This is a genomic window from Nonomuraea sp. NPDC049784, assembly GCF_040659615.1.
GTDB lineage: Bacteria > Actinomycetota > Actinomycetes > Streptosporangiales > Streptosporangiaceae > Nonomuraea.
Genome location: NZ_JBFAMX010000183.1, coordinates 1 through 17,980 on the forward strand (window position 1 = coordinate 1; position 17,980 = coordinate 17,980).

Annotated in this window: 18 protein-coding genes and 1 pseudogene; 8 read left to right on the forward strand and 11 right to left on the reverse strand. The window is 71.2% G+C overall.

From position 1 onward, the window contains the following. Positions 1 to 223 (forward strand): annotated as a pseudogene (locus tag AB0J09_RS30645) (TetR family transcriptional regulator); the annotation flags it as partial. Between the two features lie 12 nt (positions 224 to 235). Here the strand turns inward: AB0J09_RS30645 and AB0J09_RS30650 are convergent. The 3 genes from AB0J09_RS30650 to AB0J09_RS30660 are packed head-to-tail and all read right to left on the reverse strand — an operon-like array spanning position 236 to position 3,448. Continuing rightward, entirely contained in the window at positions 236 to 583 is a 348-nt protein-coding gene (locus tag AB0J09_RS30650; protein WP_360698552.1) for a VOC family protein, read from the reverse strand. 5 nt (positions 584 to 588) lie between these two features. After that, complete coding sequence (locus tag AB0J09_RS30655) at positions 589 to 1,380, reverse strand: helix-turn-helix domain-containing protein (protein WP_360698554.1); 792 nt, start codon at positions 1,378 to 1,380, stop codon at positions 589 to 591. Positions 1,381 to 1,390: 10 nt separating this feature from the next. Beyond that, positions 1,391 to 3,448 carry a prolyl oligopeptidase family serine peptidase gene (locus AB0J09_RS30660; protein WP_360698556.1) on the reverse strand — a complete coding sequence of 686 codons (2,058 nt, stop codon included), beginning with the start codon at positions 3,446 to 3,448 and terminating at the stop codon, positions 1,391 to 1,393. 285 nt (positions 3,449 to 3,733) lie between these two features. Between AB0J09_RS30660 and AB0J09_RS30665 the strand changes: the two genes are divergently transcribed. From AB0J09_RS30665 to AB0J09_RS30675, 3 genes are read left to right on the forward strand one after another with little or no spacing between them, the layout of a single operon-like run. Next, the gene (locus AB0J09_RS30665) at positions 3,734 to 4,240 is read left to right on the forward strand and encodes an HNH endonuclease (RefSeq protein ID WP_344992955.1); all 507 of its coding nucleotides are present in this window, start codon (positions 3,734 to 3,736) and stop codon (positions 4,238 to 4,240) included. A gap of 46 nt (positions 4,241 to 4,286) precedes the next feature. Continuing rightward, positions 4,287 to 5,087 carry a GNAT family N-acetyltransferase gene (locus AB0J09_RS30670; RefSeq protein WP_360698558.1) on the forward strand — a complete coding sequence of 267 codons (801 nt, stop codon included), beginning with the start codon at positions 4,287 to 4,289 and terminating at the stop codon, positions 5,085 to 5,087. A gap of 4 nt (positions 5,088 to 5,091) precedes the next feature. After that, the gene (locus AB0J09_RS30675) at positions 5,092 to 5,295 is read left to right on the forward strand and encodes a zinc ribbon domain-containing protein (protein ID WP_360698560.1); all 204 of its coding nucleotides are present in this window, start codon (positions 5,092 to 5,094) and stop codon (positions 5,293 to 5,295) included. Here AB0J09_RS30675 and AB0J09_RS30680 read toward each other — a convergent pair. The 3 genes from AB0J09_RS30680 to ilvD all read right to left on the reverse strand — a co-directional run bounded on the left by AB0J09_RS30680 (position 5,292) and on the right by ilvD (position 8,653). Further along, a complete protein-coding gene (locus tag AB0J09_RS30680; RefSeq protein ID WP_360698562.1) occupies positions 5,292 to 6,167 on the reverse strand; it encodes a serine hydrolase in 876 nt (291 codons plus the stop codon). The two genes, AB0J09_RS30675 and AB0J09_RS30680, sit on opposite strands and share 4 nt — an antisense overlap. A 67-nt stretch (positions 6,168 to 6,234) precedes the next feature. Then, a complete protein-coding gene (locus AB0J09_RS30685) occupies positions 6,235 to 6,729 on the reverse strand; it encodes a WYL domain-containing protein (protein ID WP_360698564.1) in 495 nt (164 codons plus the stop codon). A gap of 85 nt (positions 6,730 to 6,814) precedes the next feature. Beyond that, the gene (ilvD, locus tag AB0J09_RS30690) at positions 6,815 to 8,653 is read right to left on the reverse strand and encodes a dihydroxy-acid dehydratase (protein ID WP_360698566.1); all 1,839 of its coding nucleotides are present in this window, start codon (positions 8,651 to 8,653) and stop codon (positions 6,815 to 6,817) included. A gap of 147 nt (positions 8,654 to 8,800) precedes the next feature. Between ilvD and AB0J09_RS30695 the strand changes: the two genes are divergently transcribed. Further along, positions 8,801 to 11,497 (forward strand): ABC transporter substrate-binding protein, encoded by a 2,697-nt coding sequence (locus AB0J09_RS30695; protein WP_360698567.1) that lies wholly within the window; start codon positions 8,801 to 8,803, stop codon positions 11,495 to 11,497. Positions 11,498 to 11,600: 103 nt separating this feature from the next. Here AB0J09_RS30695 and AB0J09_RS30700 read toward each other — a convergent pair whose 3' ends face one another. Continuing rightward, the gene (locus tag AB0J09_RS30700) at positions 11,601 to 12,395 is read right to left on the reverse strand and encodes a thioesterase family protein (protein ID WP_360698569.1); all 795 of its coding nucleotides are present in this window, start codon (positions 12,393 to 12,395) and stop codon (positions 11,601 to 11,603) included. Positions 12,396 to 12,487: 92 nt separating this feature from the next. Between AB0J09_RS30700 and AB0J09_RS30705 the strand changes: the two genes are divergently transcribed. Further along, positions 12,488 to 13,183 carry a TetR/AcrR family transcriptional regulator gene (locus AB0J09_RS30705; RefSeq protein WP_360698570.1) on the forward strand — a complete coding sequence of 232 codons (696 nt, stop codon included), beginning with the start codon at positions 12,488 to 12,490 and terminating at the stop codon, positions 13,181 to 13,183. Here the strand turns inward: AB0J09_RS30705 and AB0J09_RS30710 are convergent. Then, on the reverse strand, positions 13,180 to 13,953 hold the full coding sequence (locus AB0J09_RS30710) for a nuclease-related domain-containing protein (protein ID WP_360698572.1): 774 nt from the start codon (positions 13,951 to 13,953) through the stop codon (positions 13,180 to 13,182). The genes AB0J09_RS30705 and AB0J09_RS30710 overlap by 4 nt on opposite strands. 257 nt (positions 13,954 to 14,210) lie before the next feature. On the opposite strand from AB0J09_RS30710, the gene AB0J09_RS30715 reads away from it, so the two are divergent. After that, positions 14,211 to 14,501 carry a hypothetical protein gene (locus tag AB0J09_RS30715; protein ID WP_360698574.1) on the forward strand — a complete coding sequence of 97 codons (291 nt, stop codon included), beginning with the start codon at positions 14,211 to 14,213 and terminating at the stop codon, positions 14,499 to 14,501. Between the two features lie 7 nt (positions 14,502 to 14,508). Further along, a complete protein-coding gene (locus tag AB0J09_RS30720) occupies positions 14,509 to 14,871 on the forward strand; it encodes a DUF5130 family protein (protein WP_360698576.1) in 363 nt (120 codons plus the stop codon). On the opposite strand, the gene AB0J09_RS30725 is transcribed toward AB0J09_RS30720, so the two are convergent. From AB0J09_RS30725 to AB0J09_RS30735, 3 genes are all read right to left on the reverse strand, one after another. After that, positions 14,872 to 15,822, reverse strand: a complete 951-nt coding sequence (locus tag AB0J09_RS30725; protein ID WP_360698578.1) for a hypothetical protein — start codon at positions 15,820 to 15,822, stop codon at positions 14,872 to 14,874. A gap of 39 nt (positions 15,823 to 15,861) precedes the next feature. After that, positions 15,862 to 17,130: a serine/threonine-protein kinase gene (locus AB0J09_RS30730; protein WP_360698580.1), complete on the reverse strand. Its 1,269-nt coding sequence runs from the start codon at positions 17,128 to 17,130 to the stop codon at positions 15,862 to 15,864. 106 nt (positions 17,131 to 17,236) lie between these two features. Further along, on the reverse strand, positions 17,237 to 17,980 hold a 744-nt coding region (locus tag AB0J09_RS30735; protein WP_360698582.1), incomplete at its 5' end, for an ERAP1-like C-terminal domain-containing protein.

Consider the following 17,980-nt stretch of genomic DNA (forward strand, 5'->3'; position numbering starts at 1 on the left):
GTCGCTCACGGCGCGGGCCAGGGGCGACGGGGCCGTGCGGGGCGACGTCACGGGGCACGACGTCCTGCTGCTGATCAACGCCGTCGTCCAGGCGACGGCCCCGCTGGGCGACGCGGCCCCCGAGCTCTGGCGGCGTTATCTGAGCCTGGTCTTCGACGGCCTGCGCCCCGAGGCCGCCCACCCACTCCCGGTCCCCGCCCCGCGGTCCCTGGCCCCCGGCTGAGCACCCGTTCGCTCAGGGCCGGTATGTTCCGAAGTACCACGGATTGCCTTCCGGGTCCTTGCAGGCGTACTCGCGTGACCCGTAGGGCTGGTCGGCGAGATCCATGGTGATCTCGGCCCCCGCGGCCCTGGCGTGATCGTGATGGGCGTCGACGTTCTCGACCGCGATGTAGATCCCCGGCCCGCCGGGCTTCCCCCGCCCGATCATGATCAGATCGTCTCCGACCATCAGCTCGGCGTGGTTGACCACGCCTTCCTCGTCCTTGGACGTCTCATGCGCCCGGAACCCGAACGCGCTGGTCAGGAAGTCGATCGCGGCCTGGCAGTCCTGGTAGCGGGCTAGTGCGTAAACGGTTCTCATGAACCTCAGGATGCCGGGCCGGCAGGCGAAGGTCTTGGACGAATCTGACCTGGCGTCGTGTCGCCCAGCACCCGGAACTCGCGGTTCATGTGCGCCTGGTCGTAGAAGCCGCATTCCGCCGCGACGGCCGCGATGGCCCGGCCCGACCGCAGCATCCGCAGAGCCCGCCCGAACCTGATCATCCGTGCGGCCGTCTTGGGCGGCAGCCCGATCTCGTCCTGGAAGCGGGCGACGAGATGCCGGTGGCTCCAGCCCAGCGACTCGGCCAGCGACGCCGCGCCCAGGCGGCCCCCCGACTCCAGCAGCCGGGCCCACGCCCACGGCACCTCGGGCCGTACGGAGGGCCCGGAAGAGATCCGCGCGCAGAGCAAGGAGTCGACCAGCGCCAGCCGCTCTCCCCACGACGGCATCGAGGCCAGCCGGTCCAGCACCGTGTCGGCCCACGGCCCCAGCAGGTCGTCGAGAGGCGCCACGAGGTTGGTCAGGTGCCGCATCGGCACGCCGTACAGCCTCCTGGCCCCGAACGGCGTGAGCACCACCTCCACGCCCTCGCAGGGCCCCACTGTGCGCGTGACCGTGAAGCGGTCGCCCAGCCCGCCGGAGAACGCCGTGACCCGTCGCCCGCCGGCCTCCATCGGCGCGCCGAGCGCGAGGATGAGCACGGCCCCGGGCATCGCCATCTCCGACCGGACCACGGGCGCCTCGTAATGCTCGTGGTACGCGCACAGCCGCGTCACGTAGGGCCGCAGAGCAGCGCTGGGGGTGGCCTCGACCATGGCCAGCCCCAGCTCGCTCATGCCGTCGAGACTATAGCCCCGTGTGCCGGGCGAGGAAGGTCAGCGTGTCGGCCGACAGATCGACCGTCCTGCTCACCGACCGCGCGCCGTGCCCCACTTCGGCCTCGTTGCGCAGCAGCACCGGACGGTCACCGGTCGAGGAGTGCTGCAGCGCCGCACACATCTTCCACGCGTGAAGCGGATGCACACGCGTGTCGGACTGGAAGACGGTGAAGAGCGTCGCGGGGTACGTCACCGCCTCCTTGACGTGGTGGTAGGGCGAGTAGCCCAGCAGCCAGCCGAACTGCTCCGGGTCCTCGGCCGTGCCGTACTCGACGTTCCAGGTGGCGCCGAGCCCGAAGTTCTCATATCTGACCATGTCGAGCAGCGGCGCCGAGCAGACGACGGCCGCGTACAGCTCGGGGCGCTGCGTCAGCGCGGCGCCCACCAGCAGGCCGCCGTTGGAGCCACCGGAGATGCCGAGCTGCTCGGGCGTGGTCACGCCGGTCGCGATGAGGTGCTCGGCGGCGGCGTGGAAGTCGTCGAACACGTTCTGCTTGTTGCCGAGCATGCCCGCGCGGTGCCAATCCTCGCCCTCCTCGCCGCCACCGCGCAGGTTGGCGATGGCATAGACGCCGCCGGCCTCGACCCAGGCCAGGATGGACGCGGAGTAGCCGGGGGTCATCGACAGGCCGAAGCCGCCGTAGCCGTACAGGACGGTGGGGCGCGGACCCGGGGTGTCGTCGGCGGGGGAGATGATCAGCATGCGGACGTCGGTGCCGTCCTTGGACCGGTAGACGACCTGCGAGGTGCGCACGGGGGGCACCTCGACCGCGCCGGGGGAGGCCGCCCAGAGCGTGGTCTCGCCGGTCCTGGCGTCGTAGCGCTGGATGGTGGGCGGCGTGGTGTTGTCGGTGTAGCCGAACCACGCCTCGTAGCCGCCCTCGGGACGCTCGGTGATGCCGCCGATGGAGCCGAGCCCCGGCGTGGGCACCTCGCCGACGCGCTCGCCGGTCTCCAGGTCGTGGACGGTGATCTCGCTGATCGCGTGGCGGGTCCAGCCCACCAGCATGACCGGGCGCTCCAGATCGTCGAGGATCGCGAAGTCGCTCAGCACCGCCTCGGGATCCTCGGGGACCAGGTCGCGCCAGGTCTCGAAGCCGGGCGCGGCCGGGTCGGTGACGCACACGCGGGCCCTGGGAGCGTCACGGTCGGTGTGGACATAGAGCTTGCCGTCGCGGCCGAACACCAGCCCCGCCTGCGCGTCCACGCCCTCCTGCACGACCGTCAGCTGAGGCCGGTCGATCGGGGACGCGGTCAGGTCGGCCACCCAGAGGTCGTTGCGCGGCGCGGTGCCCTCATGGGCCGACACCTGCAGCCAGCGCCCGTCACGCGAGACCGAGACGCCGTAGTAGTTGGTCATCTTCAGGCCCTCGCCGAAGATCATCACGTCGTCCTCGGTGGAGGTGCCGACGCGGTGGAGGTAGACCCGGCGGTGGAACTGCGTCTCGTTCTCCGGCACCTCGGTGCTGGGCAGCCTGCGTACGTAGTAGAAGGCCTCCCCGCCGGGCAGCCAGGCGATGGGGGAGTAGCGGCAGCGGTCGATCGGCCCCTCGACCCGCGCGCCCGTGGTGACGTCCATCACGTAGAGGATCGACTCCTCGTCGCCGCCCACGGAGATCTGGTACGCCAGCAGCCGCCCCTCTTTGTCGGGCTGCACGGCGTCCAGCGTGGTCAGCCCCGACGGGTCGATCGCCATCGGGTCGATCAGCGCGCGCTCCGTGCCGTCAGGCTCGACGACGTAGTAGACGGCGTGCTCCTGGTCGGGCGTGCGGCGGGTGAAGAAGTGGCGCCCGCCGCGCCAGGCCGGCGCGCCCACCGAGCCGGATCTGAGCAGCTCGGCGATGCGGCTCTTGAACCGCTGCTCCCCGCGCTGCCCGCTGTACAGCTCGGCCTGCGCGAGCAGCCATCCCTTGGTTTCGGGACTGTCTGGATCCTCGAGCCACCGATAAGGGTCGGGCACGGGCGTGCCGTGCAGGAGGTCGACGGTGTCTTCGCGGCGTGCGGTCGGATACGGCTCCAGCTTCATGCTGGGAACCCTACTGCCAAAGGACATGCGTAAAGCGCTGGTGAAGCGGGCATAAAACGTATCGTGTGTCCCACTGGTCCATTCCGGCTAGAGGATTTTTGGGGTGGCGGGGACCACGGTGCAAACGCCAGACTTGGTGACAGGACGGTGCCGTGGTGACCATCCGCTGGACCGTCCGGCGGAGGTCCACGTGACGGAAGCACGAGTGCCCCAGGAGGGGCCGACAGTCGGGACATGCCGCGGCATGTCCCCTTTGATACGCGCGCAGCAGGGAGAGGCCCGATGATGCGCCAGGTCCTGCTGCTCAACGCCACCTACGAGCCACTGACCACCCTTTCGCTGCACCGAGCCGTCGTGCTGGTGCTGCGGGAGAAGGCCGATGTCGTCCACCGTGACGGCAGGGGCGCGGTGCTGCGCTCCGCGAGCCGCACGCTCGACGTCCCCTCGGTGATCAGGCTCCGGAGATATGTCCGTATCCCCTACCGGTCCCGCATCCCCCTGACCCGGGCCGCCCTCATGCGGCGCGACGACTACCGCTGCGCCTACTGCGGGCAGCGGGCCGAGACCATCGACCATGTCATCCCGCGGTCCAGAGGCGGCACCCACACCTGGGAAAACTGCGTCGCTTCCTGCACCACCTGCAACCACAGAAAGGCCGACAAGTACCTGGAGGAACTTGGGTGGACGCTCCGCTTCGACCCGTCGGTGCCACGGGGCGCTCACTGGCGGCTCATCGGCGCTTCGCTCGCCGGAGACCCGCAATGGGCGCCCTACCTCGAGGCCGCGGCCTGAAAACCGCTTTGTCCCCCAAGGCCACTGCCTGACACCATGAGTAGGCATGTGGACCTTAACCTCAGACGTTGAGGAGTACGCCGCGGTCGCCGAGCCCTTCCTGCTCGGCGACCCGGTGCACAACACGGTCGCGCTGACCGTGCTGGCCAACCTGCGGGTCGGCATGCCGGCCAAGGACCCTCGTTTCGGCTGGTGGACGGTCGGCGGCGACGTGCGGGGCGCTTTCATCCATACACCGCCGCATCCCGTCGGACTCGCCACCATGCCCGTCGAGGCCGTCACACCGCTCGTCGAGGCGCTCGGCGGCGGGCTCGCCGCGGTGATGGGGCAGGTCGAGCTGACTTCAGAGGTCGAGCGGCTGCTGGGAGCGCCTGAGCAGGTGGTGCCGGAGCGTCTCTACCGGCTCGGTACGCTGACCGTCCCCGACGCGCCAGGTCACGGCAGGCTGGCCGTGCCCGCGGACTTCCCGCTGCTGGCGAGCTGGTACCAGGCGTTCGGTGAGGAGGTGTCGACGGGCGGGGACGCCGACGTGGCCGACCGCGTCGCGCGGCGGCTGGCGGCCCGCGAGCTGTTCGTCTGGGAGGTGGGCGGGGCTCCGGTCTCGCTGGCCGCGCTCTCCCCGGCGGCCGGCGGGGTCTGCCGCATCGGCCCGGTCTACACGCCGCCCTCGTGCCGCAGGAACGGGTACGGCGCCGCGGTCACGGCGTACGCCAGCCACGTCGGCCTGACGGAGCGCTGCGACGAGGTGGTGCTCTTCACCGACCTCAACAACCCCACGAGCAACGCCATCTACCAGTCGATCGGCTACGAGCCCGTGTCCGACTACGCGCACCTGACCTATTCTTAAGCACATGCCGCGTTACGACTTCCGCTGCCGCGCCTGCGGCTCCACGTTCGAGGTCTCCCGTCCCATGTCGGCCTCCAACGACCCGGCGACCTGCCCTGAGGGGCACGACGACACGGTGAAGCTGCTGTCCACGGTGTCGATGACAGGCGGCGCGGCAGCGCCCAGGGCGAGCGGGGGCTGTTGCGGCGGAGGGTGCTGCTCCTCCTAGAAGACCTCGGTGGCGCTGACGATCTCCGCGGGTCTCGTCAGCGAGTCCACAGCCAGCTGGGCAAGTCGCTCGACCGTGGCGATTCCCGTCTCCATGGTCGGGCTGCGCTCCGACAGGACCGCGATCAGCAGCTCGTGCCCGCGTACGTCGAGCCGCCCCACGCTGTTGACCGTCCAGAGCCCGCCGTGCGCGTCGGCGGGCAGCCACCCGTTCTTGAGCGCCACCTCGCCCCCGGCAGCGCTGACCCCCCACGCCTGCGACGGCTGCACGGACGACATGAGCTTCAGCGCGTAGCGCCGGTCGTGGGCCGGCAGCGGCCCCTCGGGGTCGGTGAGCCGCTCCAGCACCTTCACCTGGTCAGATGGGCGGCTGAGGGTCGTTCCCCAGTAGAGCTCCGGCCCTGGTGACGTGTGCTCGACGCCGAGCCGGCGCAAGACCTCGGCGAACCCGTCCCGGCCGCCGATCGTCATGTAGAGCTCGCCCGCGCAGTCGTTGTCGCTGTCACGGATCATCCGGGAGGTCAGGTTGCGCTCGTAGTCGCTCAGCTCGCCGCGCTTGCTGAGCAGGAACGCCAGCAGGATGTCCACCTTGGCCACGCTGGCCAGCATGAACGGCGTGCGCTCGCGGAAGGCGTACCTGGTGCCGGTCGTCCGGTCGTAGACGGCCAGTGCCGCGCGGCCGGGACGATCGCGCAGGTAGCGGTCCAAGGTCTGGTCGAGAGCGCGCCGCGCGGCAACGGGCAGCACGCTCTCGACGACGACCCCGCCCGGCTGCCGGACGGGAGTGCCCGGCGGCGGGGCGGCGATCGAGGGGCCGGCACATCCGGCCACGGCCAGCAGGACAGAGACGAGGGAGAATCTCCGAACGCGCATGTGCGGGAGCCTGTCACTCGCGACCCCAAAGGCCGGGGGCGCGTCCGGTCAAGCGCGGGCCAGTTTTTTACGCGGCTCTGGTGCGCTTGCGCCGCTGGAAGGGCAGGAACCGGTCAGCCAGATGCGGGCGGGACGGCGTGAGCGTGGGCTCGACCGCGATGATCCGGTCGAACCTGAACGCCCTGATCGCCCGGCGCATCCTGCACACGCCCACCAGATACCAGTATTCGCGGTGGACCAGGCACGTCACCGGCTCGACGTCGCGCGTGGTGACGGCGCCCGAGGCGTCGCGGTAGTGCAGGCGGATCATGAGGCGGCTGGTGATGGCGTCGGCCATGAGCCTGGCCCTGGAGGCGACCTCCACGGGCAGCGGCTCGGTGAGGGTCGTGAGCGTGGTGGCGATGACGTCGTCGTCGAGCTCCAGGTGCTCGAACGCGTGCTGCAGGCCACGCCGTGCGGTGACGGCCTGGGGGCCCGCTCCGAGGTGGGCGAGGGAGAGAGCGAGGGCGGCGATCTCGGCGGTCGTCAGCGGGCGAGTATCGTGCTTCACGACTGTCGTCATACCCCAAGAATAGGGATGAGGACCGACATTTTTCGAAAACCTGTGCGGCAGGTAAGAACCCTGTCGCCTGCCGCACAGGTCGTCCCTACCGCGACAGCTGGGAAAGATCGCGCGAGGCGCCCGTCGACGCGGACGTCGTCATCGCCGCGTACGCCTGCAGCGCCACGCTCACCTGCCTGTCGCGGTCGCGCGGCCGGTACCCGCCCAGGTCCGCCAGCAGCCGCTCGCGCCGCGCGGCCAGCTCGGCCTCGGGCACCCGCAGCTCCATCGACCGGTTGGGGATGTCGATGTCGATGATGTCGCCATCCTCGACCAGCGCGATCGCGCCGCCCTCGGCCGCTTCGGGCGAGGCGTGGCCGATCGACAGGCCGGAGGTGCCGCCGGAGAAGCGGCCGTCGGTGACCAGCGCGCAGGCCTTGCCGAGCCCCTTGCCCTTCAGGAAGGACGTCGGGTAGAGCATCTCCTGCATGCCGGGGCCGCCCTTGGGGCCCTCGTAGCGGATGACCACCACGTCGCCCTCCTTGACGCGCCCGCCGAGAATGCCCTCGACCGCCTGCTCCTGCGACTCGAACACCACCGCGGGGCCGCTGAACTTCCAGATCGACTCGTCCACCCCGGCCGTCTTCACCACCGCGCCGTCACGCGAGATGTTGCCGTAGAGGACGGCCAGGCCGCCGTCCGCGGTGTAGGCGTGCTCCAGGTCGCGGATGCACCCGGCCGCGCGGTCGAGGTCGAGGTCGTCCCAGCGGTTGTCCTGCGAGTACGCCTTGACGGTGCGGACGTTGCCGGGGGCCGCGTGCCAGAGCTCGACGGCCTCGGGCAGCGCCGTCGGCGACTTCACGTCCCAGGAGGCCAGCATGTCGGCCAGCGTGCCGCCGTTCACGGTGGGCACGTCGCGGTGCAGCAGACCGGCCCGGTCGAGCTCGCCCAGGATGCCGGGGATGCCGCCGGCGCGGTGGACGTCCTCGACGTGGTATTTGTTCGTGGCCGGGGCGACCTTGCAGACGCACGGGACACGCAGCGAGATCTCGTTGATCTCCTTGAGCCCGAAGTCGACGCCGGCCTCGCGGGCCGCGGCCAGGATGTGCAGGATCGTGTTGGTCGAGCCGCCCATCGCGACGTCGAGCGTCATGGCGTTCTCGAACGCGTCGCGGGTGGCGATCGAGCGCGGCAGCACCGACTCGTCGTCGTCCTCGTAGTAGCGGCGGGTGATCTCCACGAGCTGCCGCCCGGCGTCCTCGAACAGCTTCTTGCGCGCCTTGTGCGTGGCCAGGATCGTGCCGTTGCCCGGCAGCGCCAGCCCGATGGCCTCGGCCAGGCAGTTCATGGAGTTGGCGGTGAACATGCCGGAGCAGGAGCCGCAGGTCGGGCAGGCGTTCTCCTCCATCTCCAGCAGCTCGGCGTCCGAGACGGAGTCGTCGGCGGAGGCGATCATGGGGTCGATCAGGTCGAGCTTCTTGCCCGGCGTCTTGCCGGCCTCCATGGGGCCGCCGGAGACGAAGATCGTCGGGATGTTCAGCCTGAACGCGGCCAGCAGCATGCCCGGCGTGATCTTGTCGCAGTTGGACACGCAGATCAGCGCGTCGGCACAGTGCGCGTTGACCATGTACTCCACGGCGTCGGCGATCAGCTCACGCGACGGCAGCGAGTAGAGCATGCCGCCGTGGCCCATCGCGATGCCGTCGTCCACGGCGATCGTGTTGAACTCCCGCGGGATCGCCCCGGCCTCCCTGATCGCCGCGGACACCACGTCACCGACATCCCTGAGATGCACGTGACCCGGCACGAACTGGGTGAAGCTGTTGGCCACCGCGATGATCGGCTTGCCGAAGTCGCTCCCGGCTACGCCGGTCGCCCGGAGCAGGGCCCGGGCACCGGCCATGTTCCTGCCGTGGGTGACTGTACGTGACCTGAGGGCGGGCATTGCGCATCTCCCATCGCTAGCGAGTCTTCACATGTTACGGCCACTTGCCCGGCAACTGAGACACGTGTCCACGCATCGGACGGTTGGTTACCGGATCGAGCCCGAAAAAGAAGCCGGCCGCGGCCGATCTCGTGTTACAGAGATCAAATGAGCAACGGGGCAGTCATGCTCGACGATCCCGCCAGGGTCGGCAACTTCATCCACACCATAGACCGCCTGTGCCGCAGGCCCGCCAGGGGAGAGGGCGTCCAGGACTCGCCGCACGCCGCCCGGCAGCCGCTGCTGGCCAAATGGCGGGAGGGCAAGGACAAGAAGCAGCACATCGACCGCATGGGGATCCCCCTGGTCGAGCTGAGCGAGGCAGGCGACTGGCCGGAGATCCTTACGCCGCAGGGCCGGCAGGCCGTCCACGTGGTCTCGCCGGGGATCCCGCGTGCGCGCCCGGACATCCAGCCGGGGGAGCCGGTGCCGAAGGTCCTCTCCCGGATCGTCGCCGCGCTGCGGGGCGCCAGGCTCCGCTTCCCGCGCTACCAGCTGACCGCCCAGCTCGTGGAGCGGCTGGCCGAGTCCCACGGCAAGGAGGAGCAGGCACGCCGTGCCCTGCGCGAATCCGACCGCAACTGGGGATGGGGCGTCGACACGGCCGGCAGGGGCGCCGAGCACGTCCCTTTCCCGGTCAACCTGCTGCTCAAGCTGTTACCCGGCTTCCTGCACGACCTGCGCCTCAGCGGGCGCGTGCCCGGCCTCGGCGGGCGCTTCCGCTGGCTGCGGCGCGCGTTGTCGCAGGACGATCCCAAGGCGCCCGGCGTCGCGGCCCTGCTGTCCGGCCTGGACCCGGCCGACGAGCGGCGCGTCTCGCGGCTGCTGCTGCGCGCGTTCATGGACGACCTGATCAGGCAGTACCGGCGCTCCCCGCTGCACGTGCGCGGCGCGGCCCACGTCCTCTACCCGCTCCTGCTGCTCAACGAGAACGGCGCGGGGCTCGTCGAGCTCATCGAGGAGCGGCGCGCGGACCTCGGTAGGTTCGACCCGGTCGTGGTGGTCTCGTACACGCCCGGCGCGGTCCTCCTGGAGGACGACGAGGAGCCGCTGTGGCGGCTCATCCGCTGGCGGCGCGAGCTTGTCACGGCCGAGGACCCCGCCACCTGGCGGCGCGTTCTGGACACGCCGCTCACCATCTCGGCGCCGCCCGTCCCTTCCGACCTGTCCAAGTACGACGTCATGGACGCCGCCTGGGTGCCGCCCGCCCGCGTGGCGCCCTGGTGGTCGTCGTGGACGGCCATCGCGCTGTTCTGGATGGCCCTGGCCGGCGCTGCCGGCGCGTACGCGGGCCAGACCGCCGCCTGGCACAGGAACGCCTGCGCCACCGGCCTGTGGACGCCGTGGACGGAGAGCGGCAGGCAGCTGGCCGGCACCGAGTGCGTGGGAGTGGCCGAGCCCGGCTACCTGTTCTCGCCGGGCAACGCCGAGATCCGGCAGGTCCAGGCCGTGCTCCAGCGGGAGAACGAGCGGGCCGCGCAACGCCACGAGGGCAGCGACCGGCCGTACGTGACGATCGTCTACCTCGCGGCGCTGACCTCGACGGACCGGGACACGCTGGCCGCCGCCCGCGAGGGCCTGGCGGGCGTGGCCGTCGCGCAGAAGCGGCAGAACGGCTCCACGGGGCCCAGCGAGCCCCTCGTCCGCATCCTGCTCGCGAACGCGGGCGGCAGGATGCAGCACGGCTCGAGCATCGCCAGGCTGCTGCTGCGCTACCGCGACGACGAGGCGCCCATCGTGGGCGTGGTCGGGCTGGACCAGAGCCGCCAGGAGACCGTCGCGGCCATCCAGGAGCTGGGCAAGGCGGGGCTGCCGATGGTGGCGTCCACGCTGTCGGCCGACCGCCTCGTGAACGAGTCGCCGTTCTACTTCCAGGTCGCCCCGCAGAACTCCAGGCAGGCGTGGATGGCGGCGGCCTTCGCCGACTCGCTGGTCAAGAAGGGCGAGGTGGCCAGGAAGGCACGGGTGTACTACTCGCACGACGTGACCGACTACTACGCCTCCAACCTCAAGAGCCGGGTCATCGCCCGCCTCGAGGAGCGCGGCTTCGCGGTCGAGGGGCTCAGGTTCACTCCGGTCGGGGGCGCCAAGCCGGGACCCGAGGACAGGAGCGACGACGCCTACGCGGGGGAGCCCAGGGACGCCGGGGTGTCGGCGTGCGGGTTCGACGGGCTGGTGTACTTCGCCGGGCGCGGCATCCCCGACTTCGCCGAGTTCGTGAAGGGGGTGGCGGACAAGTGCGCGGGCGCGCCGCCGACCATCCTCGGCGGCGACGACGTCACCCGGTACGTCGCCGACGTGCGGGTCAGGTCGGACGTCAGCAGCGTGGGCTACTACTACGAGTCGTTCGCCGCGGCGCCGAACAAGTGCGGCGAGCCGCAGCGCCACGACTTCTACGCGGACCTGTTCGCCACATTCCCCTTCGAGTGCGAGGAGCCGGGACCGGGGCGGACGCTGGACGGGCATGCCGCCCTGGCCTACGACGCCACGGAGACGATGATCACCGCGATCCGGCGGCTCGGCAAGGAGCGGCACCGCGTGCCGGTGAACTCGTACACCGTCTGGCGGCAGCTCGGCACCCTGCACACACCGGACCAGAGCGGGCACGCCATCGAGGGCGCCACGGGCGCGCTCGACCTCGGCGCGGACTCGGCCCGGCAGTACCCGCTGGACAAGGCCGTGCTGATCCTGCACGTCAAGGGCGCCGATCGGCCTACCCAGGTGGGCATATGCGGCGACATCACCCGGGCCGGCCGGAGCGAGTTCTTCCCTTGGTGCGGCTCGATCCCGGAGATCTACCGCTAGACCCGCCCTCCCCACCCCGCCGGAGTACGGCGGTCGCCGTCACCCGGGTCCTTCGTCCCGAAAGGAACCCCTGCCGAAGTGCGGGCGGGCGGAGGAACGCAGGTCAGCCGGGCTCACCGGCCGGGAGCCGCACGGCGGCGAGCTGGGTCGACTGGCCCACCAGACGGCCCTTGTCGTCCCAGATGTGGGCCACCTCGTCCATCCGGTCGCCGCCGACGTCCGTGGCCGACAGCCGCACCCTGATCGGCCCGGGAGCGGGCAGCCTGCGGATGTACGCCGACAGCTGGATGGTCGGCACCCATCCGGACAGCCCCAGGTCGAACGACACGGGCGGCACCGGGTCGAGCGCCACCAGCAGGCTCAGCGGGTCCCAGTCCGAGCCGTCGGCCAGCCGTTGCCAGCTCGCGATGACGCCGCGCTTGGTGGGGGCGCCGAACGCGAAGGACAGGTGCTCGGGAACGATGCGCTCCTCGACCACGGACATCAGCGGCACCAGGAGATCCGTGCCTGGGGGATCGGTCGGGGCCAGGAAGCATTCGTCCTCGGGAGGCAGCTCGACCGGCTCGTGCGCCGACCACCAGGGGCCCGAGTCGTCCAGCAGGCCGAGCGTGATGTGCGACTCGACGCGGGTGCGGCCGTCCTGCACCAGCGCGGCCCTGACCTGGGCCACGCTCCTGCCGACCCGCAGCGTTTCCACCCGCGCCAGAGCCTCGCCGGGCTCGGGCGGCTCGATGAAGGAGCCGCTGACCGCCGTCACGTGCGGATGGCCCGCGCCCGCCTCGCTCTCGGTCGCGGCCCTGGCGAGCACGGCCAGCAGGTAGCCCCCATGCAGCCGGTTCCCGACGCTCCACTGGGCGTCCAGCACGGCCTCGAACTCGCCGTCGCCACGAGCGGTCAATGCGGTTGCTTCCCGAAAAGTCCCCATTTTCGCAATCCCTTCCGCAGGAGATCAGATTGACATCGTTAACCTGACGGCGTCAACCTGAGATCATGACCACCAGACGCGTACGCGCAAGACGCGGAGAGGGAGTGCTGCTGCGGGAGGAGATCCTGCGGGCGGCGGAGGACCTGCTGGCCGAATCGGGCAGCGAGGACGCGCTCACGCTTCGCGCCGTCGCCATGCGGGCAGGGGTGTCCACACCGTCGGTCTACATGCACTTCGCCGACAAGGAGGCGCTCGTCGAGGCGGTGTGCCTGCGGGTCTGGGGCGAGTTCGGCCGGATGTTCAGCGAGAACCTGGGCGGCGACCCGTTCATCGCCCTGGGAAAATGCGGGCGCGCGTACGCCCGCTTCGCCCTGGACCACCCGGTGCAGTACAGGGTGCTGATGATGCGGGCCTCAACGGGGCCGGGCGTGCCCCCGGCCGCCGCCGAGTGCTTCCGTCACATGGTGAACGCGGTCTCGGCCTGCGTGGAGACGCGCGTGCTCGAGGGCGATCCCGAGGAGCTCGCGCTGGGCCTCTGGTCGGCCGTGCACGGCTGCGTCTCCCTGCTGATCGCGCAGCCCTCGTTTCCGTGGCCGCGTGACAGGGAGGCGCTGATCGACCACATCGTGCGCATCGCCGGGTTCGGCACCGCGTTGTACTCGCGCCTGCCCCAGAAGCTGCCGCCCAGCGCGGAGCTGGCCGTCGCCCTGGACGACTTCGGCGCCCGGCTGGTGCCGGACGCCGGGGAGCCGGGGGTTTAGTCGTCGCCGTACCGGGCGGGGAGGACCTGGGCGGCGATGTCGTAGATCCGGTCGATCTCGCCGTCGGTCAGCGCCCGCTCGCGCTTGGTGATCCACTTGCGGGCGCGGTCGCCCTGGTAGACGTCCACGCCACGGATGGTCATGATCTTCCACGGCACCGGGGGGCCGTAGATGGCGAGCGAGGGCACGACTGCCACCTCGCGGCCGAACGACTTGGTGATCAGCTCGCTGGCCTGCGACGCCTCCCACTTGGCCTCAGTGAGGCGGGCCTTCTTGTCGAAGGGGCCGTGGAAGAGCTTCTTGCCCATCTGGACGCGTACCGGCAGCCGCTTGTCCCATTTCTCGGAGTCGACCGCGTACACGCCGGTAGGGCCGACCACGAGATGGTCGATCTGGGCCTCGCTGTTGGGGATCGCCCTGGCGTGGAGCGTGCGATAGCCGCTGCGCTCGAGCTTGCGCAGCTGCGCCTCTGTGCGGCGCTCCGCCACGGACGTGCGCCGCCAGGCGGGCACGGACGAGTGCGAACGCGCACGATAGACCGCCTCCAGGATGCCCGCGGTCACGCCCGCGGTCACGCCCACCCGCCAGTCGCTCACAAGGAAGCCCACTACCACGGCGACGGCGATCGCCAGCAGCGCGCGGTTGCGCAGGCGGCGAAAGCGTGGTTGTTGCAGCAGGCTACGCACGGACGCGCGTTCGATGGGCGCGTACGTGGAGGTGGGCGCCGAAGGCTTGGCGGCGGTCTGCTCGCTCTCTGGCCGGTCGCTCACCCAGATTGGTGACGCGTTGTGACCGTCTTCTCGCTGATTGTCGGGGTCCACGTAACTCACCGTAGCTCGGAGATCGGAACGATTCCTAGTGTTGCCCTGTCCATAGTTTTATGGCCCAGCTCATCGTGTTCCACGCGCGTTATGCGGGTATGTTCTACATTCTTCTCTAGAGATGTCGTCTCACATTTGATCTTACCTTGTGGACACTCCCAGAACGGGGTCTGGCCCGAGGCGCGCATCGGGATTACGTTTTTTGTGTGCACAGCGCGGGCGAGATTCTGCTCTTCCTCATCGGGGTGTCGTTGGGGCTGTTCGTGGTGATCAGCCTGCTGGTCATGCTGCCCGGGCGCGGGATCCAGCGCCGGATCGAGTCCGGCCCCGTGTGGCTGGGCGGCCCGTCCAGGAGCGAGCGCGGCGTGAGCACCTCGGAGCTGGTGCTCGCCGACCGGGTGGCGCACTGGGCGGACGTTCCCGAGCACGACTGGGTGGCCGCCGCCGAGACGGCCGAGCCCAGCAGGCAGGTCGGCGGGGCCTCCGCCGGATGGTGAGGTGACGATGCGAGGATTGACCGTCGCCCAGGCCGACGACGTCAGGCGGGCCCTGCACGCCGCCGAACGGCGCAGCGGGCTCCGGTTCGGGGTGTTCCTCGGGGAGCCGGTGGGTTCGCGCCGCCACTTCGCCGAACGCCTGCACGCCGCCCTCGGAGAGGAGGCCGGCGACGCCGTCGTGATCTTCGTGGACCTGCGCGGCCGTGCCCTGGAGATCGTGACGGGGGAGCGCGCCAGGAGGCGGCTGTCCGACGGAGCCTGCCGGTTGACGGCGATGTCGATGGCCACGGCGTTCAGCGTGGGCGACCTGGTGGGAGGCCTGCTCTACGGCATCGCCGCCCTCGGCGAACAGGCCACCGCCCGCCGCTGATCAGAGCCGTTCGAGCAGCCTCACGATGTGCTCGCTGACCCCGCCCAGCAGCGTCGCCGGCTCGATCGGCGCGCTGGCGATGGCAGAGAACAGCGCGGGCAGCCCGGGCAGAGGGAACCCGTCGTCCTCGAGCGCCGAGGACCCGACGGCGTTCTTGTCGAGCACGCCGCGGCTGCGTTCCCAGGCGTCCAGTACCTCCTCCGGCGACGGCACCCCGAACCCGTGCCCAACGGGAGCCGCGTGCCGCAACCGGACGAGCGGGGTGTCGGCGAAGGCGAGCGCCGTGCGGGCGCGGAGCTGGAGGTCGGCGCGCGGCTTGGACGCGATCCAGTCCATGGCCGTGCACGGGTTGCGGCAGGTGGCTACGCAGACGGCGAGCGCGCCGGCCACCTGACTGTGCTGCCGGTCGAAGTACGCGCGCCAGCCCTCGCCCGGCTCCGTCGACACCCGCAGCGTCCGGTTGGTGGCGGACTGCTCAGACTTGGTGTGGTCGCACTCCCGGTCGCCGATCACCCCGAAGCGGCTCCCCGGCGCGCTCAGCCCCTCGGGCCAGCGGGCGGGGTCGCCGGCGTGGCCGAGATGGGGCTCGAAGGCCAGCAGCGGCAGGTATTCGCTGGCGATGTGGACCGCGGCGATCATCGGGCTCAGCTCGCGCCGGTGCCATCGTACGGCGATCACCTCGAGCAGCAGGCCGTACGCGGGCCGAAGGGAGTCGAGCGCCCCGCGGGGCTGCTCGCGCGGCGTCTGAGGCATGTGGCACGCCCGCGCGCGCCGCCGCAGGTCGGCCGGGACGCCCCTGGCCTCGGCCGCGAAGTCCTCGGCGTCGAGTGAGAGCAACCTGTGGCCGAACTCGCACACCTCGGCGATCTCCGCGGCCGGCGCGAGCGCGCCGAGATCGGCGAAGGCGTAGCGGCGGGCAAGGGCGATGAGCAGGTCACGAGTCGAGTCCACGCGATGACTCTCTCATGACCGGCGAGTGGTCGAGGATGGTCATGGGCACGGGGAACGGATGCACTGGATCTCCCCCGGCGGGCCGCTGACCGTGGGGTCGGAGGATGGAGGCTCCTCGGGGCCGGCCGTGGTCGGCTCCTCGGTCGGCTCGGGCTCCGAGGTGGTCGGCGTGGGGGTGGGCGTCCTGGTCGGCCGGGTGGTGCTGACCGTGGCGCTGGGGCTCGGCACAGGCGTGCTGTGGGCCGGCTTGGGGGTGGGGGCGCGCCTGGGCGGAGGCGTGGAAGGCCGGGTGACGCTCGACGGCGGCGGCGAGGAGGCGGTGGCCACGGTGGCGTCCACGGTCGGCGGCACCTCCTCGGTGGTCGTCGGCTGGGCGGGCCGCAGCCAGACCGAGCCCGCCACGGCCGCCGACACGACCACGGCGGCGGCCATGGTGAGCACCGCCCGCGCGGTGCGGTTGCGGCGCGGCGTGGGCGGCGAGTTCGGAGCGGCCAGTGCCTTGCGCGCGGCCTCCGCCATCACGGTGGCCGTCGGCCAGCGCCGGTCGGGCGTCTTCTCCAGCGCTCGCGACACCACGTGACGCGGCCCGGCCGGCACGTCGTCGGGCAGGCGCGGGACGGGGGAGTTGAGGTGCTTGAAGATGATCTGTACGGGTGTGTCGCCCTGGAACGGGAGCTGCCCCGTCAGGCACTCGTACGCCACCACCCCGAGGGCGTAGACGTCGACCGCGGGCGTCACGTCGCTGGCCGTGGCCATCTCCGGAGCGCAGTAACCGGCCGAGCAGAGCATCGTGCCCGTCGCCGTCAGATGGCCGGCCGAGACCGAGTGGGCGATGCCGAAGTCGGTGAGCACCACGCTGCCGTCGGGCCTGACCATGAGGTTGGCCGGCTTGACGTCGCGGTGGACGATGCCCTGGGCGTGCGCCGCGGCCAGCGCGTCGCCGACCTCCGCGACCAGCCGCATGGTGGCGGCGGGGCCGAGCGGGCCGCGCCGCAGGACGCGGTCGAGCGACTCGCCCTGGATGTATTCCATGACCAGGAAGCTGACCTGGCGGCCCTCGACCTCGCAGATGCCGTAGTCGTAGACGTCGACCACGCCCGGATGCCGGAGGGTGGCCATGGCACGGGCTTCGTTCTGGAACCGCTGGGTGAACGTCGGGCTCTCGCTCAGCGCGGGCATGAGCACCTTGACCGCCACCGCGCGCCCGAGGACCGTGTCGTCGGCACGCCACACCTCGCCCATGCCACCGCCGCCCAGGCGGCCGGCGAGCACGTAGCGATCGTTGAGGGCGGTCCCCGCGCCTAGCACGTAACCGAGGCTAACATCGCACCTCAGGTGCCACGGTCAACTCGGTGAACACTCCCTCGAGCGCGAAGAGCCCCCGCCGGTGGCGGGGGCCCTCGAAAGCGGCGCGTCAGGCGGACGCGGCGTCCTTCTCCCGGTTACGCAGCGCCCGGCTGACGCCGTCGGCGCCCTCCAGGATGAGCCGCCGCAGGGCCTGCGGCGGCTGCTCGGCCTCCAGGTAGTTCTCCGCCGCCTTCACGGTCTCCGGCTCGATCAGCAGCGCGGGGAAGCACCCCACCGCGAACGTCGACGCCTGGTCGAACGTCCACTCCCGGTAGATTCGCCCCACTTCGGCGAAGTACTTCTCCCGGTACGGCTCCAGCAGCTCGGGGTGGTTCGGGTCCTGGAACCCCGAGATCGTCGTGCGAGCGATGTGGTTGGCCAGCTTGCCGCCCACGACCCGCTCCCAAGCGGCGGCCTTGGCCTCGGCCGTCGGGATCGCGGCCCGGCACAGCGCCGCCGACCGCTCACCCGTCGCCGTGGGGTCCCGCTCCAGCTCGGCGTCGATGTCGGCCTCGCCCAGCCGCCCGCCGGCGACCAGCGCGTGCGTGAGCGACCAGCGCAGGTCGGCGTCCACGCTCAGCCCCTCGGGGACCTCGGAGCCGTCCAGGATGCGCTGCAGCAGGTCGAGGTCCGCGTCGGAGGTGGCCACCGGCCCGAACGCCTGCAGGAACGCGAGCTGGTGGTCGGAGCCGGGAGCGGCTGTGCCGAGCAGCGAGCGCAGCTCCGCGGCCAGCGCCGCCAGGCCCTCGGGCCGCCAGGCCGGGTCGGCGTACTGCTGCACGGCCATGCGCGCCTGCCGCAGCACCGCCTG